General features: G+C 42.1%; 24 protein-coding genes. 4 read left to right on the forward strand and 20 right to left on the reverse strand.

The features are described from left to right. Positions 1-120 precede the first annotated feature (120 nt). The 8 genes from hisIE to BMX30_RS07805 form a co-directional block, all read right to left on the reverse strand. Entirely contained in the window at positions 121-756 is a 636-nt protein-coding gene (hisIE, locus tag BMX30_RS07770; protein WP_090743254.1) for a bifunctional phosphoribosyl-AMP cyclohydrolase/phosphoribosyl-ATP diphosphatase HisIE, read from the reverse strand. Continuing rightward, positions 753-1,511: an imidazole glycerol phosphate synthase subunit HisF gene (gene hisF / locus BMX30_RS07775; protein WP_090743255.1), complete on the reverse strand. Its 759-nt coding sequence runs from the start codon at positions 1,509-1,511 to the stop codon at positions 753-755. Before hisF ends, hisIE begins: the two co-directional genes overlap by 4 nt. Next, positions 1,511-2,242, reverse strand: a complete 732-nt coding sequence (gene hisA, locus BMX30_RS07780) for a 1-(5-phosphoribosyl)-5-[(5-phosphoribosylamino)methylideneamino]imidazole-4-carboxamide isomerase (RefSeq protein WP_090743258.1) — start codon at positions 2,240-2,242, stop codon at positions 1,511-1,513. Before hisA ends, hisF begins: the two co-directional genes overlap by 1 nt. Before the next feature lie 55 nt (positions 2,243-2,297). Next, the gene (gene hisH / locus BMX30_RS07785; RefSeq protein WP_090743261.1) at positions 2,298-2,918 is read right to left on the reverse strand and encodes an imidazole glycerol phosphate synthase subunit HisH; all 621 of its coding nucleotides are present in this window, start codon (positions 2,916-2,918) and stop codon (positions 2,298-2,300) included. Continuing rightward, positions 2,919-3,506 carry an imidazoleglycerol-phosphate dehydratase HisB gene (gene hisB, locus BMX30_RS07790; RefSeq protein WP_090743264.1) on the reverse strand — a complete coding sequence of 196 codons (588 nt, stop codon included), beginning with the start codon at positions 3,504-3,506 and terminating at the stop codon, positions 2,919-2,921. 113 nt (positions 3,507-3,619) lie between these two features. Further along, entirely contained in the window at positions 3,620-4,891 is a 1,272-nt protein-coding gene (hisD, locus tag BMX30_RS07795) for a histidinol dehydrogenase (protein ID WP_090743267.1), read from the reverse strand. 30 nt (positions 4,892-4,921) lie between these two features. Next, complete coding sequence (hisG, locus tag BMX30_RS07800) at positions 4,922-5,545, reverse strand: ATP phosphoribosyltransferase (RefSeq protein ID WP_090743269.1); 624 nt, start codon at positions 5,543-5,545, stop codon at positions 4,922-4,924. Beyond that, the gene (locus tag BMX30_RS07805) at positions 5,542-6,726 is read right to left on the reverse strand and encodes an ATP phosphoribosyltransferase regulatory subunit (RefSeq protein ID WP_090743272.1); all 1,185 of its coding nucleotides are present in this window, start codon (positions 6,724-6,726) and stop codon (positions 5,542-5,544) included. Before BMX30_RS07805 ends, hisG begins: the two co-directional genes overlap by 4 nt. 640 nt (positions 6,727-7,366) lie before the next feature. Between BMX30_RS07805 and BMX30_RS07810 the strand changes: the two genes are divergently transcribed. Beyond that, entirely contained in the window at positions 7,367-8,899 is a 1,533-nt protein-coding gene (locus BMX30_RS07810) for a BCCT family transporter (protein ID WP_090743275.1), read from the forward strand. A 217-nt stretch (positions 8,900-9,116) separates the two neighbouring features. Here BMX30_RS07810 and BMX30_RS07815 read toward each other — a convergent pair whose 3' ends face one another. The 5 genes from BMX30_RS07815 to hprK form a co-directional block, all read right to left on the reverse strand. Continuing rightward, positions 9,117-9,662: an acyltransferase gene (locus BMX30_RS07815; RefSeq protein WP_090743278.1), complete on the reverse strand. Its 546-nt coding sequence runs from the start codon at positions 9,660-9,662 to the stop codon at positions 9,117-9,119. Beyond that, on the reverse strand, positions 9,662-10,309 hold the full coding sequence (ppaX, locus tag BMX30_RS07820; RefSeq protein WP_090743280.1) for a pyrophosphatase PpaX: 648 nt from the start codon (positions 10,307-10,309) through the stop codon (positions 9,662-9,664). The genes BMX30_RS07815 and ppaX overlap by 1 nt, the downstream gene beginning before the upstream one ends. Continuing rightward, entirely contained in the window at positions 10,299-11,243 is a 945-nt protein-coding gene (locus BMX30_RS07825; RefSeq protein ID WP_090743283.1) for a nucleoside recognition domain-containing protein, read from the reverse strand. The genes ppaX and BMX30_RS07825 overlap by 11 nt, the downstream gene beginning before the upstream one ends. A gap of 31 nt (positions 11,244-11,274) precedes the next feature. Next, the gene (gene lgt, locus BMX30_RS07830) at positions 11,275-12,126 is read right to left on the reverse strand and encodes a prolipoprotein diacylglyceryl transferase (RefSeq protein WP_090743286.1); all 852 of its coding nucleotides are present in this window, start codon (positions 12,124-12,126) and stop codon (positions 11,275-11,277) included. 70 nt (positions 12,127-12,196) lie between these two features. Beyond that, positions 12,197-13,132: an HPr(Ser) kinase/phosphatase gene (gene hprK, locus BMX30_RS07835; RefSeq protein ID WP_090743289.1), complete on the reverse strand. Its 936-nt coding sequence runs from the start codon at positions 13,130-13,132 to the stop codon at positions 12,197-12,199. Positions 13,133-13,617: 485 nt separating this feature from the next. Here hprK and BMX30_RS07840 point away from each other — a divergent pair, with 485 nt between their 5' ends. Further along, on the forward strand, positions 13,618-13,851 hold the full coding sequence (locus BMX30_RS07840) for a DUF2164 domain-containing protein (protein ID WP_090743292.1): 234 nt from the start codon (positions 13,618-13,620) through the stop codon (positions 13,849-13,851). Between the two features lie 92 nt (positions 13,852-13,943). Next, positions 13,944-14,744, forward strand: a complete 801-nt coding sequence (locus BMX30_RS07845; RefSeq protein ID WP_244532525.1) for an N-acetylmuramoyl-L-alanine amidase — start codon at positions 13,944-13,946, stop codon at positions 14,742-14,744. 103 nt (positions 14,745-14,847) lie between these two features. On the opposite strand, the gene BMX30_RS07850 is transcribed toward BMX30_RS07845, so the two are convergent. The 4 genes from BMX30_RS07850 to uvrB all read right to left on the reverse strand — a co-directional run bounded on the left by BMX30_RS07850 (position 14,848) and on the right by uvrB (position 21,427). Continuing rightward, positions 14,848-15,198: a phage holin family protein gene (locus BMX30_RS07850; RefSeq protein WP_090743298.1), complete on the reverse strand. Its 351-nt coding sequence runs from the start codon at positions 15,196-15,198 to the stop codon at positions 14,848-14,850. Next, on the reverse strand, positions 15,195-16,313 hold the full coding sequence (locus BMX30_RS07855) for a DUF4097 family beta strand repeat-containing protein (RefSeq protein WP_090743301.1): 1,119 nt from the start codon (positions 16,311-16,313) through the stop codon (positions 15,195-15,197). The genes BMX30_RS07850 and BMX30_RS07855 overlap by 4 nt, the downstream gene beginning before the upstream one ends. Before the next feature lie 253 nt (positions 16,314-16,566). Then, complete coding sequence (uvrA, locus tag BMX30_RS07860; RefSeq protein ID WP_090743304.1) at positions 16,567-19,443, reverse strand: excinuclease ABC subunit UvrA; 2,877 nt, start codon at positions 19,441-19,443, stop codon at positions 16,567-16,569. A gap of 7 nt (positions 19,444-19,450) precedes the next feature. Then, positions 19,451-21,427: an excinuclease ABC subunit UvrB gene (gene uvrB, locus BMX30_RS07865; RefSeq protein ID WP_280139944.1), complete on the reverse strand. Its 1,977-nt coding sequence runs from the start codon at positions 21,425-21,427 to the stop codon at positions 19,451-19,453. A 507-nt stretch (positions 21,428-21,934) separates the two neighbouring features. Between uvrB and BMX30_RS07870 the strand changes: the two genes are divergently transcribed. Beyond that, complete coding sequence (locus tag BMX30_RS07870; RefSeq protein WP_090743310.1) at positions 21,935-23,224, forward strand: ATP-binding protein; 1,290 nt, start codon at positions 21,935-21,937, stop codon at positions 23,222-23,224. 106 nt (positions 23,225-23,330) lie between these two features. Here the strand turns inward: BMX30_RS07870 and BMX30_RS07875 are convergent, their stop codons facing one another. The 3 genes from BMX30_RS07875 to BMX30_RS07885 all read right to left on the reverse strand — a co-directional run bounded on the left by BMX30_RS07875 (position 23,331) and on the right by BMX30_RS07885 (position 25,178). Continuing rightward, positions 23,331-23,558 carry a CsbA family protein gene (locus BMX30_RS07875; RefSeq protein ID WP_090743313.1) on the reverse strand — a complete coding sequence of 76 codons (228 nt, stop codon included), beginning with the start codon at positions 23,556-23,558 and terminating at the stop codon, positions 23,331-23,333. A 130-nt stretch (positions 23,559-23,688) separates the two neighbouring features. After that, a complete protein-coding gene (locus BMX30_RS07880; RefSeq protein WP_244532526.1) occupies positions 23,689-24,327 on the reverse strand; it encodes a YitT family protein in 639 nt (212 codons plus the stop codon). A gap of 44 nt (positions 24,328-24,371) precedes the next feature. Beyond that, complete coding sequence (locus tag BMX30_RS07885; RefSeq protein WP_090743317.1) at positions 24,372-25,178, reverse strand: uroporphyrinogen-III synthase; 807 nt, start codon at positions 25,176-25,178, stop codon at positions 24,372-24,374. Between the last annotated feature and the right edge of the window lie 65 nt (positions 25,179-25,243).

Raw genomic sequence — 25,243 nt, forward strand, 5'->3', positions numbered from 1 at the left:
TTCAGTGCCATTTACTAAATAAGGGGAATTTTTCCCTCTATTAATCAATGTACCTACCCTTAATCTCCCCTAATAAACAATAGTGAATACCAGCTTGACACTAGCCAAGCTGGTTCTAATTTATTTCTTATCCAAGTGGCGCTCATTCAACACGCCCAATATGTCTTTAAACGGTAGTCCCTGTTCACGGAGCAAGACGAGCAAGTGGTAAAGCAAGTCTGCTGACTCCCACTTCAATTCTTCTTGGTCTCGGTTTTTGGCGGCGATGATCACTTCAGATGCTTCTTCGCCGACTTTTTTCAGGATTTTATCGACACCTTTTTCGAACAAGTAAGTGGTGTAAGCACCTTCTGGTCGCTCACGCTCACGGTCAGAGATGATTTGCTCTAAATCTTTTAAAATTTTATAGTCAGCTAGGTTCGGTCCCTCGGTAGACTCACCTAATAAGCTTTCTGAGAAACAACTAACCGAACCGGTATGACAGGCTGGACCTGCAGGCTGAACGAGGACCACAAGAGCATCTGCATCACAGTCAAACTTGATATCGACGATTTTCTGTGTGTTGCCACTTGTTTCCCCTTTATGCCAAAGCTCTTGGCGAGAGCGGCTATAAAACCAGGTTTCACGCGTCTCAAGTGACTTCCCTAGGGATTCCCGGTTCATATAAGCCACAGTTAACACTTCAAACGTCGAAGCATCTTGCACTACCGCAGTTAATAATCCGTTGTCATCAAACTTTAACTCTTCTATATTCATCGAACTTCCACTCCTTTTTCACGGAGGTAGGATTTCACTTCTGCCACCGATGTCTCTTTGTAATGGAAAATGGAAGCGGCTAATGCGGCATCTGCTTTTCCTTCTATAAAAGAATCAACAAAATGCTGGGCATTCCCTGCTCCTCCTGAAGCAATGACCGGAACCGAAACAGCTTCGCTAACAGCCTTAGTCAGTTTAAGATCAAAGCCCTTCTTCTCCCCATCACTATCCATGCTCGTAAGTAAAATTTCTCCGGCACCAAGACGTACAGCCTCTCGAGCCCACTCAATCACTTCCCGGTCGGTTGCTTGTCGCCCACCATGGGTATAAACACGCCATGAACCAAGCTCCGCATCATATTTCGCGTCAATGGCGACAACGATGCATTGGGTTCCAAAGAAGTCTGCGCCCTCGGTAATTAAGCTCGGGTTTAACACGGCTGCTGTGTTGAGACTTACCTTATCTGCTCCAGAGCGCAAGATTCGTTTCATGTCTTCTAACGAGTTAATTCCACCGCCAACCGTAAATGGAATCGCAAGCTCTGAAGCGACGGCCTTAACGACTTCCACCATAGTTTTTCGACCTTCATTGGATGCCGAAATATCAAGAAACACCAATTCATCGGCTCCTTGTTCGTCGTAAAAACGGGCCAATTCAACAGGATCTCCAGCATCCCGCAACTGAACAAACTGGATTCCTTTGACCACCCGTCCTTCTTTTACATCAAGACAAGGAATAATCCGTTTCGTTAACATTACTGACTCACCGCTTTCAACGCTTCTTTAACTGTAAAGCGCCCCTCATAAAGTGCCTTTCCGACGATTGCTCCACCAACACCCGCATTCTGGAACTTCTGCAATGCCAGTAAGTCATCCAATTGGCTGACCCCACCAGAAGCAATCACATTTTTACCGGTCTCTTCTGCCATGATTCGAACAGCCTCTAAATTTGGTCCTGAGAGCATCCCATCTGTGGCGATATCGGTAAAAATAAACGTTTCCGCTCCAGCATCGGCGAAACGTTTTCCTAAGTCAACCGCCTTCACCTCTGAAGTCGAAATCCAGCCGTGTGTGGCTACATAACCATCTTTCGCATCGATTCCAATTGCAATCTGACCAGGGTACTTCCGAACCATTTCTTCAGCAAATTCTGGGTTGGAAACAGCGATGCTGCCAATGATTACCCTTGAGACACCATTCTCTAGGTAATGAGCAATGTCAGCCTCACTTCTGATTCCTCCACCTATCTGAACCCGGGCATTTAGCTCTTTCGCTGCCTGCAACACATATGTATCGTTGACTCGTTTTCCATCTCGAGCGCCATCAAGATCGACCATATGAATCCACTCAGCCCCTGACTCGGCAAAGGATGATGCCATGTCAAATGGGGAATCTCCGTATACCGTTTCTTTCCCGTAATCTCCTTGTAAAAGCCGGACACATTTGCCGCCTCTCATATCAATTGCCGGATAGATAATAAAACTCATCTTGGTCCCCCTTTCCGTTTTAACCATTAGTTTTCTATAGGAATAGCTTATCGCACTATTGAGCTAAACGAGTAAAATTTCTTAATAATTCCATTCCAAGCCTACTGCTTTTTTCAGGATGAAACTGCATTCCAAATACATTGTTTCGACCGACAACAGCAGGAACTTCGACATCGTAATCACTTACTGCAATGAGGACATCCTTGTCATCTGTTTTTACATAATAGGAGTGAACAAAATAGACATGCCCTGATTCGACGTTATCAGTTAACGCTGAACCATTCTCAAACCGAAGCAAGTTCCAGCCCATATGCGGCACTTTGTAAGCCTCACCAGTCAACGAAATTCCAGGGAAACGTTCCACTGTACCAGGCAGTAGCCCGAGCCCTTTGGTCACACGGTTTTCCTTGCTTTCTTCAAACAATAATTGCATCCCTAAACAGATGCCAAGAACCGGCTTCCCGGTGTTCGCAAACTCACGAATCATCTCAGCAATTCCAAGTTCGTTCAGACGTTCCATTGCATCTGGAAATGCCCCTACTCCTGGGACCAACAAGGCATCTGCACTCTGCAATTCCTCGCTTTTTTCCGAGATAAAATAAGCGGCATCTAAACGTTCGAGCGCTTTACTCACGCTAAACAAATTCCCCATTCCATAGTCAACAATTCCAATCATCTACAGCATTCCTTTCGAGGATGGAATTCCTTTTACACGTGGGTCAATCGTTGTAGCTTCATCGAGCGCACGCGCTAATGCCTTGAACACAGCTTCAATCATGTGGTGTGTGTTTTGCCCATAATGAACAATAACGTGTAAGTTCATCCGTGCCTCAATCGCCAATTTCCATAAAAACTCATGGACAAGTTCGGTATCAAAGCTACCGACTTTTTGTGAAGGAAATTCACCGCGAAGCTCTAGATGCGGACGATTGCTCAAGTCAACAACGACCTGTGCCAACGCCTCGTCCATTGGCACAAATGCATTGCCATAACGCTTGATGCCGCGCTTATCACCAAGTGCTTCCCGAAGGGCTTGCCCCAGGCAAATCCCAATATCCTCCGTTGTATGGTGGTCATCTACTTCAATATCCCCTTTGGCATTGACCGTTAAGTCAAACTGACCATGCTTAGCAAAAAGGTCTAGCATATGGCTTAGAAAAGGGACTCCTGTCTCTAGCTCAGAAAATCCTTCACCATCAATCCCTAAGCTTAATTGAATATTTGTTTCGTTTGTTTTGCGATCAACCGATGCCACTCGTTCCATGTTTATTCCTCCATCCTGGTGGGTCTATTTTTATGCTCTGTTAAACAAGTACGTTGATATCCCATCCAATCTACGGCTTAAAATCAATACTGTTTTTTAACAAAGCGTTTGGTTTAAAATTTCTTCAATCTTGTTTCAACTGCCCGTGCATGGGCTTCTAGCCCCTCAAGACGGGCAAATTCGGCAATTTTCGCACCATGTTCACGAATAGCCTCTTCACTATAGACAATAATACTAGATTTTTTTTGAAAGTCCTCAACACTTAACGGACTTGAAAATCGTGCCGTCCCGTTCGTTGGCAAAACATGATTCGGGCCTGCAAAATAATCGCCTACCGGTTCGGAGCTGTAACGACCGATAAAAATCGCTCCCGCGTGACGAATTTTCCCGAGAAGCCCCATCGCATTTCCAGTCACAATCTCCAAATGTTCCGGCGCCAATTGGTTCACGACTTCAACGGCCTCGTCGAGATCCTTTGCCAAATAAATCGCACCGAAATCTTCAATCGAGCGTCCAGCAATTTCCTTGCGAGGAAGGACGGATAACTGCGCGGCCACTTCACTTTGAACCGCTTCAGCTAATGTCGGTGAAGTTGTCACAAGGACACTGCTTGCTCGCACATCATGCTCTGCTTGTGACAAGAGATCTGCGGCCACTTCATCCGCTTTTGCTGTTTCGTCGGCCAAAACAGCAATCTCACTTGGCCCTGCAATCATGTCAATATCGACGTCACCGAATACTTCCCGTTTGGCTAAGGCCACATATATATTCCCTGGGCCGGTGATTTTATCAACAGATTGAATCGATTCTGTCCCATAGGCTAAGGCAGCGACCGCTTGGGCACCACCAATTTTGTAAATTTCCTCTACTCCAGCAATATCGGCAGCAACGAGGACTCCAGCTGGTAGCTTCCCATCTGAACTTGGTGGTGAAACCATCACGATACGCTTTACGCCTGCAACCTTTGCGGGAATCACGTTCATAAGTACAGAAGAAGGGTAGGCGGCCGTCCCACCAGGGACATACACCCCAGCCGAATCAAGTGGAGTTACCTTTTGGCCAAGGATGGTTCCGTTATCCTCAGTGGTCATCCATGACGGGCGCTGTTGCTTTTCATGATAACTCCAAATGTTTTCCGCTGCCTCACGAATGACTTCGACCATTTGATCTGAGACTTGTTTATAAGCTTCATCGACTTCGGAGCGCTCTACTTGAAAGGATGAAAGCAATACTCGATCAAATTTTTCCGTATAGGCTTTGACCGCAGCATCCCCAGAAGCGCGAACATCGGCAATAATCTTTTGAACGGCTGCCCGCTGATCTGCCGTTCCACTATCGACCGACCTTTTTATCGAAACATCCCCGCTAACTTTAACAATCTTCAACTTCATCATCCTTTCAAACTTCAATTGAGCTTAAATTACTTCACTTAAAGCATTGACAATCTCCGAAATCCGCTCGTCCTTTATTCGATAACTAACAGGGTTCACAATCAATCTAGAAGTAATCGGAGTGATTGTTTCATACTCAACGAGTCCATTCTCTTTTAATGTCCGTCCTGTTGAAACGATATCGACAATCCGGTCAGAAAGGCCGATTAAAGGAGCCAATTCAATTGAGCCATTTAACTTAATAATCTCGACCTGTTCTCCCTGTTCTCTAAAAAAAGCAGCCGCCACGTTCGGATACTTTGTAGCTATTTTGGGCGCCACATCATTCATTTTTGTTCCTGGCAACCCCGCAACAGCTAAATAACAAGCACTGATTTTCAGATCAAGTAGCTCATAAACATCACGTTCCTCTTCTAAAAGAACGTCTTTCCCAGCAATGCCAAGGTCAGCTACGCCATGCTCGACATAGGTAGCAACATCTGTCGGTTTCGATAAAATAAACCGGAAGTTCTCTTCCTCTACATCTATGATCAATTTTCGTGAATCGTCAAATTCAGGCGGCAAACGGTAGCCGGCTTTTCGCAGTAAATCGGAAGCTTCCTCAAAAATTCGCCCTTTTGGCATCGCAATCGTTAATACTTCGCTCATTCCACCGGCTCCTTTCCTGTTTTTCCAACTAAAAACGTGACATCTGAATATTTATTTGTACAAGCATCAATATCTTTCACGCCACTAATATCCTGAAGGACCACTCGCTTGCCTTCTAGACGTTTTGCCTTAGCTAGTTCATAGGCTTCCTTTCGACGCTCTGAACTAAATAAAATGCAATTAACTGGTACTGTTTCATCTAGTTCACCTATCGCTTCAAGCAGTCGGTCTAAACGAATTGCAAATCCTGTCGCCCCTGTAGATTTGCCAAACTTCTGAAGCAAGCCATCATAACGCCCACCATTACCGATTGGAAAGCCAACATTTCCAGCATAAACCTCGAACAGGATGCCCGTATAGTAACTCATGTGGCTGACAAGTGTTAGGTCAAATTTGATATGGCCAGCTATGTCATAATCACGAATGATGTTCCAGAGCTCCTTGAGCTCAAGAATTGCCTCTTTTCCTTTTTCATTTTCAATCAAATCAAGTGTGCGCCCGATAACTTCTACGCCTCCTCTAAGGTCAAGGAAGGCCAATAGTCGCTGACTATCAATCGATGAAAGTGGCAAAGATTTTACATGCTCTCGATATCCTACATAATTTTTTTCATATAAAAATTTTGTTAATTCCCTCGCGCGCTCTTCTGTACCAAGAATTTGGATAAAGAGCTCTTTTACAAATCCTGCATGGCCGATCGATAATTGGAAGTTCTTCAGACCTGCTTCTTTTAGAGAGGCTACTGCAAGGGCAATCATTTCTCCGTCTGCACTAACCGTTTCATCCCCAATGCATTCAACGCCCACCTGTTCAAATTCTGCTGGACGTCCACCTTCACGTTGCTGTGCGCGAAATACGTTCGCAGAATACGCTAGCCGAAAGGGAAGGTTATCTTTCAACAGCTTAGAAGCTGCAACTCTTGCAATCGGTGCCGTCATATCAGGACGGAGAACGAGGGTATTTCCCTCCTGATCAAGAAGCTTAAATAACTGTTGGTCCAGAATCGCTGAGGCCGTACCAACCGTCTCGTAATATTCAAGTGCTGGAGTGCCAATGAATTGATATCCCCAGCATTTCATTTCTGCTTCAAGTGAGGAACGAACATGCTCCTTTGTCTCATATAAATTTGGAAGAGTATCCCTCATTCCAAGTGGTTTCTCGAACATGAATAATCGACTCATTATTTTTCACCCTTTATCTTTAAGCTGACGTTCCATTTTTTACCCGTTCATTGTTTAGCGGTCTTAAAACTAAAGTGCTTTAGTTCGCTAATATGGTAATGAAATAAAGTTATATGTAGTTTACCGTTTCTAAAAACTTACGTCAATAGAAATGACTGTATATTTAGAATTAGCTTTTTTTCGCGAAAATCCTTTAAAATTCGTCATTTGTCTCGAAAAAATCCCGAATCCTCCCGTTTTGAGAGGTTTTCTCCCAATTCCCTTAGTTGTATAAGCAACAAATAGTTTGCTAATATAATTTTAGAAGGGAGGCTTATCCTCAAAGTAAGAATCAGGTCATTAGGCAAAACAATGAATTATTTTTCCTACTTTCACAATTAGTCTTCTTTGCTAAAAAGAAGGGGAACTTCTTAAGCAAAGAGAGTATTGGGTCCCAAACGGTTTTCGCACCTGAGTATGGCTCCATGTAAAGAAGACGGTTACATTGCGATTTTAGGAAAACGAATTCTCGCCATTTAAATACTACTTTTGACACCTCTAGCACTTCTTGTAAGTATGGTTTTCTAAAGTGGTATCCCCCTTCGTTCTTACTTTTTTCATCATACATTGCGGAAAAAAGGATCCTAGAAAGGGAGAGTTGATGTTTACCAACAATAAATTTAATAGTGTCTTTTGGGTATCGGCGATTACGTTAGGAGTATTTGTTCTGGCCGGTGCTTTATTTCCATCTACATTTGCTAACGGAGCAAATGCCGCTTTATCTTTTACCACCTCTTCATTTGGCTGGTTGTACTTATTAGCTATCTTTATTTTTACTGCTTTTCTTGTTTACCTCATTTTTAGTAAGTATGGAAACATTCGTCTAGGTAGTCAGGATGAAAAGCCTGCCTATCCGTTATTCACATGGATTGGCATGCTCTTTTCGGCTGGGTTCGGTATTGCCCTTGTCTTCTATGGTGTCGGCGAACCAATGACGCACTTTAATAACGTACCGGTCAGTGGCGTTGAACCATTATCAGAACAGGCCGCTCGAGTGGCCATGGGTTATTCATTCTTCCACTATGGTGTCAGTCAGTGGACGGTGTTTGCAATCGTCGGACTGATTATGGCTTATTTCCAATTTAAGAAAAAACAGAATGGGTTGGTTTCTACCTCTTTAACTCCACTGATTGGTGAGCGCAAGAAACTAAAAAACGGGATTGATATCCTCGCTGTTGTTGCTACAGTAATGGGCGTAGCGACTTCTTTAGGAATGGGGATTATGCAGATTAACGGAGGATTAAATTCTGTCTGGGGAGTCCCTACTGGAATCTGGCCACAGCTAGGAATTGTCGCGGTCATGACTGCATTATTCTTAATCTCTTCTTCTACTGGGTTAGATAAAGGAATTAAATGGTTGAGTAATATTAACCTAGGTGCAGCCCTTGTCTTGATGACGTTTGTATTTATAACCGGACCCACTGTTTTTATCCTCGATACGCTAATCGTTGGAATCGGTGATTATTTAACCAATTTCATTAACTATAGCTTCCGTCTAAATCCTTATACAGAGAACCCATGGTCTCGTGAGTGGACAGTGTTTTATTGGGCATGGGCCATTGCTTGGTCACCATTTGTTGGTGCCTTTGTGGCAAGGGTTTCGCGTGGACGGACAATTCGCGAGTTTATTCTTGGAGTCATGGTTGCTCCGCCAGTTGTTGCATTAGTATGGATTGCTGTTTTCGGTGGTACAGCACTCCACATGGACTTATTTGGAGGAACAAATATTGCAGCTGCTGTAAACAATGACATTACAAGTGCGTTATTTACTCTATTTGATCAGTTACCTTTGTCCTTTCTCATCTCGATTTTGACGATGATGTTGATTCTTACTTTCTTAGTGACATCGGCCGATTCAGCTGTGTTTATTTTAAGTAGTATGACGACTGGGGGAAGCTTGAATCCACCAATTCGTGTAAGAATCATCTGGGGCGTTCTGATGAGTTCGATTGCAACAGTCCTTCTGATATCTAGTGGACTTTCTGGACTCCAAACGGCATCCATTGTAGCGGCTTTGCCGTTTACGTTTATTCTCTTGGCGATGACCTTTACGCTTCACAAAGTATTGAAGCAAGATTTCAAGGAAGGGCAGTTGTCTCAACCAACAGTTAAGAAGAAGAAACAAACAGCATAATTAGGGGAAAGGCAGCGAATTCAGTTCGCTGTCTTTTTTTATTTTTTACTATGTTACAGCAACACTGGATTTTTGCCTGTTGCGGGCACATAGAGCCCCTCTATCTTACCGGTCGTATGGATTTTCACTCACCACGGGCACATACAGCCTTCTTTGTTGCAAGCACCTATAATCTAGAATGGTACGTCACGACAATAAAACAAAAACAACCCTACAGCTATTGAGCTGCAGGGTTATCTTTACCATAGATCGGGTCATCGGCCCACCGTTCGGCTAATTCTTCTTTTGTATAAACAACCCGCATCGGATTTCCACCGACAAAGGCTCCCGCAGGTACGTCTTTATGAACAACTGTACCAGCAGAGACAAAAGCACCATCGCCAATCTTGACTCCTGGAAGAATGGTTGAATTCGCGCCAATCATGACTTCATCGCCAATGATGACTTCGCCCAGTCGATATTCTTTGATTAAGTACTCATGAGCAAGAATGGTAGTATTATAGCCAATCACCGTATTTCGACCAACGCTAATTTTCTCCGGGAACATGACATCCAACATGACCATCAGGGCAAAGGATGTCTCGTTTCCGACCTTCATTTTAAGAAACGTCCGATACAGCCAATTCTTCATTGCTAAAAAGGGTGTGTACCTGGCCATTTGGATAACAATAAAATTTTTAACTACCTTCCAAAAAGGAACCGTTTTATAGACATGCCAAAGGGAATTCGCCCCTTCTACCGGGTATCTAACCGTATTCCTCATTACTTCACCCCGAGAATTGGCAAGAGATCTGTCATCTCATCGAGCATATAATCTGGCTCAAAAGTAGCAAGATGTTCTTTTCCTTTTAATGACCAAGCAACTCCAGCCGTCTTCGTCCCTGCATTTTTACCAGCTAAAACATCATGGTGGTTATCGCCAACCATCATCGCTGACTCCGGCTGTGAGCCTAGAAGGTCCAATGCTTTATAGATTGGTTCAGGATCCGGTTTTGCATTCTTTACATCATCAAGGGCAATCATGATATTGAAATATCGGTCCAATCCAGTTAGCCTCAAGCCCATCATTGCCACATCTGCAATCTTTGTCGTTACAATGGCCAATTTAAAACCACTGTCATGTAGGGCCTTAATCGTTTCGGTCACACCTTCAAACTCAGTTACAAAAGAATCGTGATTAGAAATATTGTATTTACGATACGTCCGAATCATTTCATCGACTTTCGTAGAATCTAGGTTCCCAAAAACTTCATGCAAAGAAGGACCCATAAACGGAAGGACATCCTCTCTTTGGAAGCGGCCAGGGAAATAATGTTCAAGTGTATGAAGGTATGAGGATACGATAAGTTCGTTTGTATCAATTAAAGTTCCATCAAGATCAAATAAGACCGTGTCAATATTATTGTTCATAAACAGCTTCCTTTCCTCTGGCAACCTCTGCTCGATTCCAGATATATGCAACAGTGATGGTCAGTAGGATGGCCACACTAATGCGAATCAACAGTAATGGGAGCACAGGGATTCCCAGCGGGATAAAAATTAACGTATCCTCAATAACCGCATGACAGGCCACAAGGAAAATAAATGCAATCGTCGCGTCTTTTTTAGATACCCCATCTTCCTTTACTGCTTGAATCATTACACCTGCCCCCATCGCTAGACCAATGACTAGTCCTGCCGCAAGGGTCATCGAGGTATTTTCTTTCATCCCAAGCATTCTTGTAAACGGTGCTAACCAACGAGAGAACACATCAAGCCATTTGAGGTCCTTCATTATTTGAATCACAATCATAAGTGGAATGACAATGACCGCAATCTGGAAAATCCCCATTCCTGCCTTTTCGATTCCTTGTAAAATAATCGCCGCCCACCCTGAAGGCTGTTCCTGCTGAGTGGGAACCATTCCGTATTTAGCGATTTCAGAGCCTCCGTGCCAAACGAGGTTAATTACCACGCCTGATACTAGTGCTAATCCAAGCCGCACAACAAGGATGACCCAAAGCTTCACACCAACCTTTAGTGCCACACCTGTTTCAATCAACAAGTTATGCGAAAATGATAGCATTACTGCAATGATGAAAACCTCTTTTACGGTCAATTCAAGCGTTAAAATAGCCCCAATCGCCGCATATAAGTTAAGAAAATTCCCTATAACTAGTGGGATGGCTGCATCCCCAGACAACCCAATCAGTGCCATCAATGGTGTTACAGCTTCGATTATCCATGGTAAAACCGGTGTAAACTGGAGAATGGACACAATCAGTGTAACTGGAAAAATGATTTTCCCCAATGTCCACACTGTCTGCAGGCCAACCATCGTTCCCTTCTTTAAGGATGAAACCATTGAAGCACCTCCCCCCTATTTTGTTCTCTCTTTATTTTTTCCCTTTAGATTTTTTCTTTTTCGGTTGTTCTTCTACATCCAAATAACGAATGTTCGCATAGCCCTGCTTCCTACGATAAATCCATAATGCAACCGCAAGGACGATCAGAGCAATCGAAATCACTTGAGCAATTCTCAGCATATCCGTCAGCATTAAACTATCGGTACGAAGACCTTCGACAAAGAAACGACCGATGCTATACCAAATGACGTAACTAAGGAAGAGTTCTCCCCTGCGAAGATTTACTCTTCTCAAGTACATTAGTAAAGCAAAGCCAAGTAGATTCCAAATAGATTCATAAAGGAAAGTTGGGTGGTAATAAGTACCGTTAATATACATTTGATTAATGATAAATTCAGGGAGCATCAAGTTTTCCAGGAATGCTCGAGTGACTTCACCACCATGCGCCTCTTGATTAATAAAGTTTCCCCAGCGTCCAATCGCCTGACCAAGAATAATACTTGGAGCAGCAATATCAGCGACTTTCCAAAAGGACACATTCTTTTTCTTGGTAAAAATATAGGCAGTCACTACGGCCCCAATTAGCGCCCCATGGATGGCAATCCCACCGTTCCATATCGCCAAGATTTCCGAAGGATGTTGTGAATAATATTCCCACTGGAAAATGACGTAATAGAGTCTTGCCGACAAAATAGAAATCGGGATTGCCCAAAGCATCAAATCTGCAAAAAGGTCGTTGTCTAATCCGCGTTTTTCTCCCTCGCGTATGGCTAACCACAGAGCAAGTGCAATTCCTAAACCGATGATCACGCCATACCAATGCACTGATATCGGCCCTAACGAAAAGGCAACCGGATCAATCGGTGAAAAGTTCTCTTCCATAATTAAGCTCCTTTTCTCTATCTAATCTTTCAAGCCTTATTAGTCGTGGCTAAATTAACACATCCATCACCTAAATATCCTCATGCTCTCCATCTTCAATCACATCTGCAAGTCGATTAGAGAACTGTTCGGCGGCATTTACCCCCATCCTTTTAAGACGGAAATTCATAGCAGCAACCTCAATAATAACAGCGAGGTTTCGCCCTGGACGTACTGGGACTGTTAACTTAGTAATATCGGTATCAATAATTTTCAACTTATCTTCTTCCAAGCCCAGGCGATCGTACGTTTTGTTTTTATCCCATAATTCTAAGTCAATGTTTAATGAAATTCGTTTATGCGTACGGACGGCCCCTGCTCCGAAGAGCGTCATAACATTGATAATGCCTAGACCACGGATTTCAAGCAAGTGTTCAATCAATTCTGGCGATGTCCCAACGAGCGTATCTTGGTCTTCTTGGCGAATTTCAACACAATCATCCGCGACCAACCGGTGCCCACGTTTCACAAGTTCCAGTGCGGTTTCACTTTTACCAACCCCACTTTTCCCGGTAATGAGAACCCCAATTCCATAAATATCAACAAGCACTCCATGAATAGCCGTCGTCGGAGCTAACTTACTCTCTAGGTAGTTCGTCAAATGACTTGCAAGCCTTGTTGTTTTTTGACCGGACCTCATAATAGGAACTGATTCTCGCTCTGATGCTTCAATTAATCCTTCAGGAATTTCCATGTCACGAGTGACGATAATCGCCGGTGTAAGATCAGTACAAAGCTGATCTAGTCGAAATTCCTTGTCCTTTGGGCTTAACTTTTCAATAAAAGTTAGCTCGGTTTTCCCTAACAATTGGACTCGTTCTGCCGGGTAATATTCGAAGTATCCAGCCATCTCAAGTGCTGGCCGTGATAAATCACTCGTTGTAATTGGGCGGTTAATCCCTTCTTCCCCACTGATAAGTTCAAGGTTGAATTTTTCTATGATATCTTTTGTCCGGACTTTAGGCAAAGAGGAATCCTCCTTCAACATTTTAATTTTAAAAAATCAATACTATATATTTTAGCATTATTTCGAACAGAACAAAACGAAGGATACTCTAAATTAAGACTGGGAGGCATAAAAAAGCTGATTGGTACTTACTTGGAATGAAAAAAGGCGGACCAAGAACAGTTATTAGTGACCTTTCTTCTTCCTACCCCACCCAGAAAGGGAACCAAGAACACCTATTGGTGACCTTTTCCCTTCCTTTCCCACCCAGATAGGGCACCAAGAACACCTATTGGTGACCTTTTCCCTTCCTTTCCCACCTAGATAGGGCACCAAGAACACCTATTGGTGACCTTTTTCTTTCCTTTTCCACCTAGATAGGGCACCAAGACCATCCATCTACCCGTGAAAGCAAAGGGAGCGGAACGAAATCTACAACCACGATTAACATCGGCCCGTCAAAAAAGGATATAATGAACGAAAAACAAAAAAAGGTGGCTATCTAAATGAGTGTTAAGAAATTTGAGTTTCCTAAAAGTGTTAAGGATGAAATGACAGGGGAAATTAAAAGGTATTTTCATGAGGAGCGTGGGGAGGAACTAGGTGACTTGGCTGCCTTATTAATTCTTGAGTTTATAAGCGATAAGCTCGGTGCCCATTTTTATAATCTCGGTGTACAAGATGCATCCCGTTTTATGTCTCAAAAGCTAGAAGATATCTTTGAACTAGAAAAAAAATAATCTCAACTTGTCCAAATTAATACATATGTCGATGTCCTTTTCTTTTTGGTATTCATATTATACAAGTGAATCCAAAAAAGAGGGGAGGGATAATGATGAGAATAATGCTCGATGCAGGTCACGGATATAATAGTCCGGGAAAGCGGAGTCCTGACGGTATGAGGGAGTATGAGTTTAATAGGGCCGTAGCGAATTATGCTCGGAGCTTCCTACAAAACTACGAAAATGTCACGGTCTACTTTGCTCATTCAGACGACAGAGACGTCCCTCTACAAGAGAGGACCGACAAGGCGAATCGCCTGAATGTCGATGCCTACGTTGCAATCCATGCAAATGCATTTGGAAGTGGTGGATGGACTAGTCCAAGTGGAATTGAGACGTATGTGTACACTTCAAGGCCACCCATTGCGACTCAGCTTGCCCAGAGGATCCAAAGGAACCTTATTGCTGAAACCGGTCTACCCGATCGCGGGGTCAAAACCGCCAACTTCCATGTTTTAAGGGAAACAAGAATGGATGCTGTCTTAGTTGAATGTGGTTTTATGACCAATAGAGAGGATATTAAATTGCTTCGGTCAGAAACGTATCGAAAAACGGTAGCTGAAGCGATTGTAAATGCTGTTGCTAGTCAATTTAGTCTAAAAAAAAACAGCAATCCTAACCCACCATCAACAAACGGGCTGTATAAAGTTCAAGCAGGGGCATTTCAAGATAAAAAAAATGCAGATGAACTAGTAGAAAAATTAAAGCAGGATGGATATGAGCCTTATCTTTTTCAAGAGGACGGCTTATATAAAGTCCAAACTGGTGCATTTGAAAGGAAGCAAAATGCCGATGCACTTGTCTCCAGAATGAGAAGTGACGGATATGAAACATTCATTCACTTAGATTAGATCATAAAAAAGAGTGCCGGTTCCAGTGAAACCGGTGTTTTTTTATCAAAATGTATGGATAACAACAAAAAGGCCGTTCTCCCATACGGAGTCGGCCTATTTTTCAATCCTTCTTTTTTAAAATTGTATTTTGTAAAATAAGATTTGCAAATGACATGATTAATGTCGTTAAGATCGCCATTCCAAACCCGCCTATATCAAACGAGCTACCCATAAGGTTATCAGTTAGCATTAGTGTGATGGCATTAATCACAAAAAGGAACAAGCCTAAAGTAACTAAAGTCACAGGCAGAGTGAAGATGATAAGGATTGGCCGGACAAACACGTTCAGAATCGAGAGTAGGAAACTTGCGCCTAATGCTGCACCAAAACTTGAAACATAAAAGGACTCGAAGTACCCTGCAATCGCAATGAATAATACAGCATTAATGACAATTCCGATCAACCATTTCATAAGGTTTTTCTAAGCGAGATGGAACCTGTCTTGGATTCAGCATAAACCCTTAATGGAGTTATACCTTCTTCCTTCGTCTTAAAACGTAGCGACTTTTGAACCATTTCACTCTTCTCTTCCATAATTTCTATATCCTCAAGCTCCAGCTTAAAATTGCCCAAGTTGGATTTCAGCTCACCTCTTGCCGGAGTTCCCACTGGAATCGAAACCTCAACGGCACCTGTAGCAGTTGTAGCCTCAATATGCTCACAAGTTTGGTTTCTTACAGTGCAGGACACACTACCACTGAAGGATTGCAAATCCGCATGATGAAACGAACCATCCGCTTTAATCGCACCATTCAATGTTTCGGCTTCGAGTTCATAAATCTGACTATCCATCACAGAAATTTGTCCATTGGCCGTTTCGGTTTCGAGTTTTTTACAGATCAGGTTTTCAAAGGTTACTTTTCCATTAGCTGTTTTAGCTTTAAGGTCATTTACTTTAAGATTTTCACCGGCAATGGCACCATTGAAAAGCCGGATTCTAACTTTCTCGTATTCTATCCGAGGGATATAGATAGTCGCATCGACTTTCATCCACTTTTGTTGATTAGAGAAAATCAATTTTTGTCCTTCCATTGAAAACAGTACTTCATCTAAAAGCTTCTTCCTTGCTTGCTCTTGGTTTTCAACACGGTATACTTTTGCCGCGCATTCCACCCGAACATCTTCTTGATCCCATGGAATGACATGAACAGATCCATTCGCAAGGTCGATATCAACCTGTGTTAGATTTAAACCACCTTGCTGAAAGATATGGGTGATGTCAATCGACTGACCAAAGTTTAGGTCTAAATCAATATCCTTAATCTTCTTAAAAGCAGAATCGACAAAGTCGACAATTTTATCAACAGTCGATTGAAACTTATGCCCGGTCGATTCCTCTTTCTGAGATTCTCCCCCATAAGAATCATCATTCTTCACTGTTGTCGAAAGCTCTGTTATCAGTTCTGCTTTCTTGTCTTCCATCGTTTTTTCCTTTTTCTCAAGCTCTTCAATTAGGAATAAGGCCTCTTCAACTGTCAGCCTACCTTCCTCTACCATCTTTAAGATCTTTTTACGTTCTTCCTTCATATAAATACCTCCCCGCACTTTCAGTTTATTCTTATTTTCATATTCTAAAACCTGTATGCAGTGAACATCTGAAGTCTCCATAATAAATATTACGATTGAACATCAGAAGAAGTTTCATCTGTCATAGTAATTCGAGACCTTATGGGGAAAACTTTCTTCTTTAAGGCAGCGAAAAAGAATATTTTGTGAATGATTAGGGTGAAGAAAAGCGCCTTCGAGTTTGATGCTCAAGGGCGCTTTATAAAATCAAAAATCAAGTACTTGTAATGCTTTCTTTTTCTTCAACCTGTTGTTTCATTCGCAGACGATCTCTTTCAAGGATTGGTTTTAGATACTTTCCAGTGTAGGACTCTTTAACCTCAGCAACCTGTTCTGGGGTTCCTGAAGCGATGATTGTCCCTCCACCGTCTCCACCTTCTGGTCCGAGATCGGTTATATAATCGGCCGCCTTAATAACATCAAGATTATGTTCGATGACTAATACAGTATCCCCATTCTCAACAAGACGCTGAAGGACGACTAACAGACGCGAGATATCATCCACATGCAAGCCGGTGGTCGGTTCGTCAAGGATATAAAGAGAACGACCTTGTGAGCGGCGATGCAACTCGGATGCAAGCTTAACACGCTGGGCTTCGCCTCCAGACAAAGTCGTTGCTGGTTGCCCTAACTTCACATAGCCTAAACCGACATCAAAAATCGTCTGTAGCTTACGTTTGATTTTCGGGATATTACTGAAGAACTCAACCGCATGTTCCACTGTCATCTCAAGGATATCTGAAATATTCTTTCCTTTATACTGAACTTCTAATGTTTCGCGATTATATCGTTTCCCGTGGCATACCTCACATGGAACATACACATCGGGAAGGAAATGCATTTCAATTTTGATGATTCCATCTCCACGGCATGCCTCACAGCGGCCACCTTTGACATTAAAGCTAAAACGTCCCTTTTTATAGCCTCGCACCTTTGCTTCATTTGTTGCAGCAAACACATCACGGATATCGTCAAACACACCGGTGTATGTAGCTGGATTCGATCTTGGGGTCCGACCAATAGGGGCCTGGTCAATATCAATCACCTTTTCCAGATGCTCAATCCCTTTAATTTCACGATATTCCCCAGGTCTACTTTTGGCATGGTGAAGCTTCATAGCAAGTGATTTATGAAGTATTTCATTGATCAATGTACTTTTACCAGATCCCGAGACACCTGTTACGGCGATAAAGGTTCCAAGCGGGAACTTAACATTTACGTTCTTTAAGTTATTTTCTTTTGCTCCTTTAATTTCAATATAGCGACCATCTGGCTTGCGTCGTTCTAGTGGTAGAGGAATAAACCTTTTACCAGACAAATACTGCCCTGTGAGTGAATCTGGATCATTCATGACCTCCTCAGGTTTACCTGCTGAGACAATCTCCCCACCATGGACTCCTGCACCAGGGCCAATATCGATTAAATAATCGGCTGCTAACATGGTATCTTCATCATGTTCCACTACAATAAGCGTGTTCCCAATGTCTCGCATATTTTTAAGTGTGCCGATGAGACGGTCATTATCTCGCTGATGAAGACCAATTGACGGTTCATCAAGAATATAAAGAACACCTGTAAGACTTGAGCCAATTTGCGTTGCAAGCCTAATCCGTTGGGCTTCCCCGCCCGATAAGGTTCCAGCCGATCGGTTTAAGGTCAGATAATCGAGACCGACATTTTTTAAAAAACCAAGTCTTTCCTTGATTTCCCTTAGAATCAGTTTTGCAATTTTCATTTCTGTCTCTGTTAGTTGAAGATGATCGAAGAACTGATGAGCTTCTTCAACGGATTGAGAGGTTACCACCCCGATATGTACACCATCGATAAGTACAGCTAGGCTCTCTGGTTTAAGCCTATTCCCTTTGCAGGATGGACATGGATTTTCAGCCATATATTTTTCCATTTGCTCACGAATAAAATCAGAACTAGTCTCCATATAGCGCCGTCCAACGTTTCGTAGGACGCCTTCAAATTCAATATAATTTTCTCTAATTTGGCCAAAATCATTTTCATATCGGAAGTAGATTCGCTCATTTCCTGAGCCGTTAAGGATCTTATCAAGTTGATCATTAGGTAGATTCTTAACTGGAACTTCCAGGTCAATTCCGAAATGGTTACATACTGCCTCAAGCAACTGCGGATAATATTGCGAACTTGTTGGCTCCCATGGCGCAATCGCATGTTTCCTTAAGCTCAAGTCCTTATTCGGAATAACTAGGTCTACATCCACCTTCTTCTTGAAGCCGAGACCATCGCAATCAGGACAAGCTCCATACGGAGTGTTAAAGGAAAACATCCGTGGCTCAAGCTCACCAATGGAAAAGCCGCATTCGGGACATGCATGGTTTTCACTAAACATCAGTTCTTCTTGGCCAATAACATCAATCAAGACCCTTCCTTCCCCGAGTCTTAATGCTGTTTCAAGAGAGTCAGCTACGCGCGCAGAAACCCCTTCTTTTACAACAATTCGGTCAACTACCACATCAATCGAATGTTTTTTGTTTTTATCTAGTTCGATTTCCTCACTAACGTCATGCATTTCCCCATCGATGCGAACACGAACATACCCCTGTTTTTTTATATCTTCAAGGACCTTGATATGCATTCCCTTACGTCCGGAGATAATCGGAGCCATGATTTGCATTTTCGTGCGCTCGGGGTATTCAAGAATTCGATCAACCATTTGCTCAATCGTTTGCGAAGCTATTTCGATGTTATGGATTGGACAAAAAGGCCTCCCCACCCTAGCATATAACAAACGCATATAATCATAGATCTCTGTTACAGTTGCCACAGTTGAACGAGGGTTATTGCTTGTCGTCTTTTGATCAATCGAAATGGCTGGAGAGAGTCCTTCAATGGAATCCACATCTGGTTTATCCATTTGACCCAGGAATTGACGGGCATACGCGGATAAAGATTCCACATATCGCCGTTGTCCTTCAGCATAAATGGTATCAAAAGCTAGGGAGGACTTCCCTGACCCAGAAAGCCCTGTAAGCACAACAAGCTTGTCTCTCGGAATGGTGACATCAATATTTTTCAGATTATGGGCTCTGGCGCCTTTTACAATTAATTTTTCCATCGCCATGGTTCTGTCATCCTTCCGCTTTTAACTCAAGTATAAGGTCACGAAGCTCGGCAGCGCGTTCGAAGTTAAGCGCTTTTGCTGCTTCCTTCATTTCTTTTTCCATATTGACGATAACCTCGTCACGTTCTTTCTTAGAAAGCTTCTTTAAACCTTCAGAAGGGTTGAATTCTTCCTGTTCCTCAGCCGCAATCGTTGCACGGATGACATCACGAATGTCCTTCTGGATGGTCTGTGGAGTGATTCCATGCTTTTCATTATATTCTTCTTGGATGGCTCGACGGCGTTTCGTCTCACTAATCGCTATTTCCATCGAATTGGTCATCCTGTCAGCATACATAATCACGTGTCCATTGGAATTTCGGGCTGCCCTACCAATCGTTTGAATTAACGAACGTTCCGAACGAAGGAACCCTTCTTTGTCAGCATCTAGAATTGTCACCAATGAGACTTCAGGAATATCAAGTCCTTCTCTTAAAAGGTTGATTCCTACTAGGACATCATATTTTCCTAGCCGCAATTCACGAATAATTTCAATCCGTTCAAGTGTCTTAATCTCGGAATGTAGATAGTTCACTTTAATACCAATTTCTTTTAAATAGTCCGTTAAATCTTCGGACATCTTCTTTGTTAAGGTCGTCACCAATACCCGCTCATTCTGCTTAACCCGCTCTTGAATTTCCCCGATTAAGTCATCAATCTGACCTTCGATTGGCCGAACATCAATCGTTGGGTCTAATAATCCTGTTGGACGGATAATCTGCTCAATCATTTTCGGGGTATGTTCCATCTCATATGGACCAGGGGTTGCGGATACATAAATGGCGTTGTGCATATGTTTTTCAAACTCTTCAAAAGTGAGTGGACGGTTATCGAGCGCAGATGGTAAGCGAAAGCCATGGTCAACAAGGACATTTTTCCGCGCTCTGTCACCGTTGTACATCCCTCTTACTTGCGGCAAGGTAACATGTGACTCATCAATTACGAGTAAAAAGTCTTCCGGGAAATAGTCAATTAACGTATAAGGCGTTGCCCCTGCCGATCTTAACGTTAAATGACGGGAGTAGTTCTCAATCCCGGAACAAAAACCCATTTCCCTCATCATTTCTAAATCATAGCGAGTACGTTGCTCAAGCCGTTGGGCTTCAAGGAGTTTATTGTCTTCTCTGAGTTCCACAAGTCGCTCTTCTAGTTCTTTTTCAATATTTTCAATGGCCACCCGCATTTTTTCTTCACGTGTTACGAAGTGGGATGCCGGGAAAATCGCCACATGGTCGCGTTCACCGATAATTTCACCAGTCAAGGCGTCAACTTCACGAATCCGATCAATTTCATCACCAAAAAACTCAACACGAATACAATGCTCGTCCCGAGATACAGGGAAAATCTCAACTACATCACCACGCACGCGGAACGTCCCACGCTTAAAGTCAATATCATTTCGTTCATATTGAATATCAACAAGGCGATGCAATAGTTTGTTGCGCTCAATTTCCATTCCGGATCTAAGCGAAACGACCATATCACGGTATTCCTCCGGAGAACCGAGGCCGTATATACAACTAACGCTGGCAATAATAATCACATCTCTGCGTTCAAATAAGGAAGAGGTTGCAGAGTGACGAAGCTTATCAATCTCATCATTAATACTAGCGTCCTTTTCGATGAACGTATCCGTCTGAGGGACATATGCTTCCGGTTGATAGTAATCGTAATAACTAACAAAATATTCAACCGCATTGTTTGGGAAAAATTCCTTAAATTCACTGTAGAGCTGGCCAGCCAAAGTTTTATTATGGGCAATGACCAACGTCGGTTTATTTACTTCTTTGATGACATTAGAGACCGTAAATGTTTTTCCAGTCCCCGTTGCTCCAAGCAACGTCTGATGTTGTTTATTTTCATTTACCCCCTGAACCAGTTGTCTAATCGCTTCCGGTTGATCACCTTGTGGGGAGTATTTTGACACTAATTCAAACTGGTCCACAACGAAGCCTCCTGTAAACAAATTTCCTTATCCCTTTATCCTAAAAGTCTGCATCAAGAATGCAAGTCCAGTTGTCTAAATCTATATCACCATTCTACCACAAAGCATACAAAACTAACCAACAATAAGCAAACAAACGTTCTAAAATATTTTCTGAAATGTCAGTTTAAACAAAAACGAGTCGAATCCTAATTAATCAAACGTTTGATTAACTAGTGATATCGTTGCTACGACCAACTTTGGCACAATTTTAATCAAACGTTTGAATAAGGACAAATACCGACAAAATCCTATTTAGACATTGCGGACTTTTTTACCAGACATCTTGAACAAAGGCTGTTTTCGCAAACTTTTTAAAAGATTGTTTCTTTTAAAAAGTTTGCGAAAACAGCCTATGCATAAGAAAAAAAATACACAAATAGTTCATAAGTGTGATATCTAATACAGCTTTATCAATCGTTGTCCTTTAAAATGGGAGGATATGATGAAGGAAGGGAAGTGATTTAGTTGTTTTATGAGGGTATGGACCGTTTATTTTACTTTCCAGTCGGTCTATGGCTAATTCAGATTTTAATGATTTTATTTCCGACTTTATTTTATCAAGCTTATTTTAAAAGGAAATTTCAATCCGTTACAAAACGGAAGCTAGGACTCATTTTCATCTATGGCCTATCCATTCTCCTTTGCATGGCTTTCCCTGTTTCAATTAATGAAGGCTATATATTGGATTTCAGATATATTCCGCTTATTCTTGGCTTTCTTTATGGCGGTTATCAAGTTGGTTTTCCTCTATTAGGAATTGTTTTAAGCACACGTTTTATCATCGGTGGAGAAGGGATTTACCTAACAATCTTTATATGTTTTGTTCTTCTCGCCATCCTCCATTTTTCACTTCATAAGTACGAAAAGTTTGATTCAAAGCATAAACGCTTATACGCACTCTCTCTGTTAGCGATTGCCATCATGATATTCGGGTTTGGAACCCAGTTTCTTGATGACCAAGTGTTATCTGGAAGAGAATTCGTATTATGGATTTTGTTTGCTACCCTAAATATTATAACCATGCTTTCGACTCGTCATATTCATGAATCACTATTAGAGTTAGATAAAATCAACTTTGAGATCACCGAGTATGAAAGAATGCATTTATTAAGTCAGTTTTCAATTAGTATTGCTCACAAATTGCAGAGCCCGATTACTAATATTCATAATTCTGTTGAGATCATAAAGACAATGGAGTTACCTTCTAACAAACGTGCCGTCGTCAATGAAATGGTAGAGGAACTCGAGGCAGCTCAAAATATTATTAGAGATTACCTTGTGTTAGCAAAGGATCAAAACAGTCAAAAGATGAAGTTAAATGTTCATAGCGAACTTGAAGCTACCCTGCACTCGATTCAATCATACGCCCAAATGCATGAAGTGGAACTGAAGTTTTTCCCTGCCATTGACAAAGAACTTACCGTCAAAGGGGATCCATATCAATTCAGACATGCATTATTAAATCTCATCAAAAATGGAATTGAGGCCACGAAAGAAGATGGAGTGGTTGAAGTCGCAATTCATGAGATGCTAGATTCGATTTATATTTTAATTGAAGACAATGGAAAAGGAATGGCTAATAATGAGGTAAGGACCATTGGTAGCCCGATTCAATCACAGAAGAAAAACGGGACGGGTCTAGGGACCTTAGTTGCTTTCAATATCTTGAAATCAATGTCAGGTAAAATTGAAGTATCAAGCCAACTAGGAAGAGGAACAACTTTTTCCATTATTCTTCCTAAAACAGCTGGTTAGCAAAGGGAGCACCGCCCCTTTTAAAAGGTGATTGTGATGGCTGTTGCAATAATCTAACTGCTAGTTTTATTCCATAACTGTGCTGAGTTTAACACCCTCGGCACAGTTAATTTTTTTGTCGCTTCCTTTGGATCATTTTATTGGCAAAATAAAAACCAACCGTTAATGAAAAGGCATCAATGACAATAAGCAGCATCGTATCGGTATACCCTCGATAAACAGAGGCTGCGATTAGTGCAACAGTCAACACAAGCCCTAAGTAATGATTAAAGACAACCCTTGTAAAAAAAACAACAATCATCCCCGGTAATAACAAAGCCAGCATATACTTCATAACAAATCATTCACCTTTCCCTGTCCGTTCTGATTCTTCCATCGAAAAGACCATCTTTGTTACCATTTAGCATAGCTGTTTTCTTATAGACAGACAAGAAAATATTACCGTGAGATGATGTTAGAGTCCGTTAAATTCTCTCATAACAGATCGATGCAACAGACCCTCCAATGAAAATGGTGAGGGTTGAGAAGATCAAACTTTGAAGTCCGAGGGTAGGATAACCCAACAGTACAATGATTCCATCGATTAAGAAGATGAGGAGTCCAATATTTAATGGAGTTGCTTTCGCAATAAAATAAGCTAGCAGATCGGTTCCCCCAGTGCTTGTCTTATATCGGAGCATTAACCCAACCCCAATTCCACTTATGGCACCCCCTAAAATCGCACTTAACCAAAGCGGAAGAGAAAATTCATACTCCAAAGGGGATAATACATCGATAAAAAACGCCGTTACAATCATTCCTTGAAAACTACCATAAAATTGTTTTCTATCATTAAAAAAAGCATAAATACTTAAGGGAATGCTTAACAACGCCGTCCACAAGCCTGTCCGAAACTCAAAATAATAATGAAGAATCAGGGCAACACCGACAATTCCCCCATCTAATAATTGATGTGGAACCAAAAAACCATTAATGGCAATCCCAACTAAAATACTTCCGGTAAACATTGCTGCTAATTTTATAAAGATAGTACCACCCCATTCACCTGCACGACTAAAAAAAGCTACCATAATACATATGGTAGCTGTCCAAGAAATATTCATTTTACTGCTTAGTAAAGACCGGACAATACAGCATCACTGTAGGTTCAGGCTCTGGAAAAATAGTTTTCTAATGCAACGATGGCGCTTCCCATTCGCTCGATTTCAGGAACAACCACTCGTTCGATTCCCTCATCCTTTAAAGCTGCAGCCGTTACCTTCCCAACTGCAACGGCGACAACATCGTTCGAAAAAGCCGATAAGACATCCTCCAACTTGCCAATATTGCGTGCATAGGAAAAGAGGAATCTAGCTTGTGGGGTACTTGTAAAATTAACGGCATCTACTTCACCGCTGATGATTTCTAGTACAAGCTGCTCTAGTACTTTTTGCTGTGGTGGGATATGTTGATAAGGGAGTATTTCTTTATACTCAGCTTCTTGTTCATCTAAAAATGAAATTAATTTCGGCGCCGGATCCCCATGCAGTTGAAGGGCAACCTTTGCGTGTTTTTGGAGATGAGTGGCTAATGAGCGAACTAAGCCCGCTGTACTTCCATCATCGTCCCTTACGATTGGCGTGATCCCCAGTTTTTTTAGGGTGTTTACAGTCTTATAACCGCGAGCGGCTACCTTCGATTCGCTGATTGCTTGAATGAATTCTTCTACCAATCCAAGCTTCTCTGCGGTTTTATGTAGAGTATCTGTTCCAACTCCTGTCGTAAAAATACACCAATCGTACGACCCCTTCACAAGTTCGCGGATATCTTCCTCTAGTTTTGAATCATCTAGAAAAACCGTTCCTTGTGCTGGGCGAGCGAGTGGAACTCCCCCTAAATTCGTAATAATCTTGCTAATTTCTTCTATTTTACGTGAACCTGCTAAGGCAATCCTTTTCCCCTCTAACCTTCTCATTCTTCTCCCCCATTCAGAAAAGTCTTTTAATTTACTATATCATTTTTTTAGAAGGCGTGTTAAAC

The sequence above is a fragment of the Mesobacillus persicus genome, from assembly GCF_900109925.1.
Classification (GTDB): domain Bacteria; phylum Bacillota; class Bacilli; order Bacillales; family Cytobacillaceae; genus Mesobacillus_B; species Mesobacillus_B persicus.

Excerpts from the sequence above, each read along its gene's own strand:
- BMX30_RS07840 (WP_090743292.1), top strand. The coding sequence starts at position 13,618 with ATGAGTGTTAAGAAATTTGAGTTTCCTAAAAGTGTTAAGGATGAAATG.
- BMX30_RS07805 (WP_090743272.1), bottom strand. The coding sequence starts at position 6,726 with ATGAGTCGATTATTCATGTTCGAGAAACCACTTGGAATGAGGGATACT.
- hisH (WP_090743261.1), bottom strand. The coding sequence starts at position 2,918 with ATGATTGGAATTGTTGACTATGGAATGGGGAATTTGTTTAGCGTGAGT.
- BMX30_RS07825 (WP_090743283.1), bottom strand. The coding sequence starts at position 11,243 with ATGGTTTCATCCTTAAAGAAGGGAACGATGGTTGGCCTGCAGACAGTG.
- hisF (WP_090743255.1), bottom strand. The coding sequence starts at position 1,511 with ATGTTAACGAAACGGATTATTCCTTGTCTTGATGTAAAAGAAGGACGG.
- hisIE (WP_090743254.1), bottom strand. The coding sequence starts at position 756 with ATGAATATAGAAGAGTTAAAGTTTGATGACAACGGATTATTAACTGCG.
- BMX30_RS07885 (WP_090743317.1), bottom strand. The coding sequence starts at position 25,178 with ATGAGAAGGTTAGAGGGGAAAAGGATTGCCTTAGCAGGTTCACGTAAA.
- lgt (WP_090743286.1), bottom strand. The coding sequence starts at position 12,126 with ATGGAAGAGAACTTTTCACCGATTGATCCGGTTGCCTTTTCGTTAGGG.
- uvrA (WP_090743304.1), bottom strand. The coding sequence starts at position 19,443 with ATGGCGATGGAAAAATTAATTGTAAAAGGCGCCAGAGCCCATAATCTG.
- BMX30_RS07880 (WP_244532526.1), bottom strand. The coding sequence starts at position 24,327 with ATGAATATTTCTTGGACAGCTACCATATGTATTATGGTAGCTTTTTTT.
- ppaX (WP_090743280.1), bottom strand. The coding sequence starts at position 10,309 with ATGAACAATAATATTGACACGGTCTTATTTGATCTTGATGGAACTTTA.
- BMX30_RS07810 (WP_090743275.1), top strand. The coding sequence starts at position 7,367 with ATGTTTACCAACAATAAATTTAATAGTGTCTTTTGGGTATCGGCGATT.
- hisB (WP_090743264.1), bottom strand. The coding sequence starts at position 3,506 with ATGGAACGAGTGGCATCGGTTGATCGCAAAACAAACGAAACAAATATT.
- BMX30_RS07850 (WP_090743298.1), bottom strand. The coding sequence starts at position 15,198 with ATGAAATGGTTGATCGGAATTGTCATTAATGCTGTATTATTCATTGCG.
- BMX30_RS07845 (WP_244532525.1), top strand. The coding sequence starts at position 13,944 with ATGATGAGAATAATGCTCGATGCAGGTCACGGATATAATAGTCCGGGA.
- BMX30_RS07815 (WP_090743278.1), bottom strand. The coding sequence starts at position 9,662 with ATGAGGAATACGGTTAGATACCCGGTAGAAGGGGCGAATTCCCTTTGG.
- BMX30_RS07875 (WP_090743313.1), bottom strand. The coding sequence starts at position 23,558 with ATGAAGTATATGCTGGCTTTGTTATTACCGGGGATGATTGTTGTTTTT.
- BMX30_RS07855 (WP_090743301.1), bottom strand. The coding sequence starts at position 16,313 with ATGAAGGAAGAACGTAAAAAGATCTTAAAGATGGTAGAGGAAGGTAGG.
- hisG (WP_090743269.1), bottom strand. The coding sequence starts at position 5,545 with ATGAGCGAAGTATTAACGATTGCGATGCCAAAAGGGCGAATTTTTGAG.
- hisA (WP_090743258.1), bottom strand. The coding sequence starts at position 2,242 with ATGAGTTTTATTATCTATCCGGCAATTGATATGAGAGGCGGCAAATGT.